Here is a 1,529-nt window from a genome sequence, read left to right on the forward strand (position 1 = left end):
GTAACCGTTCACCAGGGCCCTATTGACAGTTAGTAATATTTATTTTCAATGATCGTGGGGATCCTATTGATTGATCCCGCCAGTCTGTCAGAGTGGTTTCATGCCACGTAAAAAGCAGCCCACAAAGCCACCCGTCGCTACTAATCTCGATGATGCCAATGAGCTCATTAGTACACTCTGGGACAGGCTAAATGACCTCGAAGACCGACTGAATCAAAACAGTCGTAATTCATCGCGCCCGCCATCGTCTAATGGGCCGGGGGCGTCCTCTTCTGCGCCAGCTAAAAAGCCGACAGGCCGTAAGCGCGGTGCGCAATCCGGCCATAAAGGTAGTAAGCGGATGCTGGCCGATACCGTTGATGAGACGCGCACCTATTATCCCGACGATACTTGTGCTTGCGGTGGTGACATTGCTATCAATGATTCCCCTTATCGTCGGCATCAGGTATTTGATATTCCCAGCCAGGCATTCTCTGTAGTCGAACATCAGTTGCATCAGGGCCAGTGTTGTCAGTGCAGTAAAACGGTAAAAGCCACACTACCCGACAACGTGAATCAAGGGCAGATGGGCAATAACCTGCTGGCGTATGTGGCGATGCAGTCGGGTCAGTTTCACCAGAGTATCAGTAAAATCCAGCAACAGCTCGAGCAAAACTTTGGTTTATCGTTCAGTCGCGGTGCTATCTCTGAAGCACAAGGCCGCGTCAGTGCGGTGCTGACGCCTGCCTATCAGGATATTAAAGAGACTATGCATAATGAGGCAGTGGTTCATTGTGATGAAACCCGTCATCAGCGGGGCAATGAAAACCGCTGGATGTGGCAGGTATGCACAGCAGAATTATCATGCTTTATGACGCACTTCTCACGTGGCGCCTGGGCGGCAAAGAAACTACTCGGCGATAATCCGGAAAACATTGTTGTGACTGACCAGTATGCCGGTTATCACTACATCGATTCAGACCACCGTCAATTGTGCTGGGCGCATATCTTAAGAAACATGAATGCGCTGGCGGAAAGCTGGGGTACGAATAAAACCTATGGAACAACGTTAGTCAGGCTCATTCGCATACTGTTCCGGCTGCAACACCGGTATGAGAGTAACGCACTAAGTGAAAAGCGATACCTGGACCGGATGGAAAAACTACGCATCGCCTGGCGAGAGCAACTTGAACTGGCATCAAGACGCTGTGTGACTCCCCGCTATCAGAACCGGTGTAAGCTACTGCTAAAACACGATGACATGTGCTGGGTATTCCTCAGTCACGATGGCGTCCCTCTCACTAACAATGAAGCCGAGCGTTCATTGCGAAGCTATGTGCTGTGGCGAAAAGGCAGCTATGGTGTGTGGTCTCACCGAGGGGAACTGTTCAGACAACGTATACTCACCATCGTCGAAACCTGCCGGAAACAAAAGCTGAATCCACTGAATTGGCTCCGCGCCATTCTCGAAGCGACGCTGAACAAAACGTCCTATCCTCTGCTCGACGACTTCAAAGCTGCCTGTCAATAGGGCCTTGGTGAACGGTTAC

At 50.7% G+C, this 1,529-nt stretch carries 1 protein-coding gene; it reads left to right on the top strand.

The window, feature by feature from the left end; genetic code table 11:
- Positions 1-100 precede the first annotated feature (100 nt).
- Positions 101-1,510, top strand: a complete 1,410-nt coding sequence (locus ACX5KA_RS00005) for an IS66-like element ISAma4 family transposase (RefSeq protein WP_458730159.1) — start codon at positions 101-103, stop codon at positions 1,508-1,510.
- The last annotated feature ends 19 nt before the right edge of the window (positions 1,511-1,529 follow it).

Source organism: Alteromonas alvinellae (assembly GCF_902705805.1).

Excerpts from the sequence above, each read along its gene's own strand:
- ACX5KA_RS00005 (WP_458730159.1), top strand. The coding sequence starts at position 101 with ATGCCACGTAAAAAGCAGCCCACAAAGCCACCCGTCGCTACTAATCTC.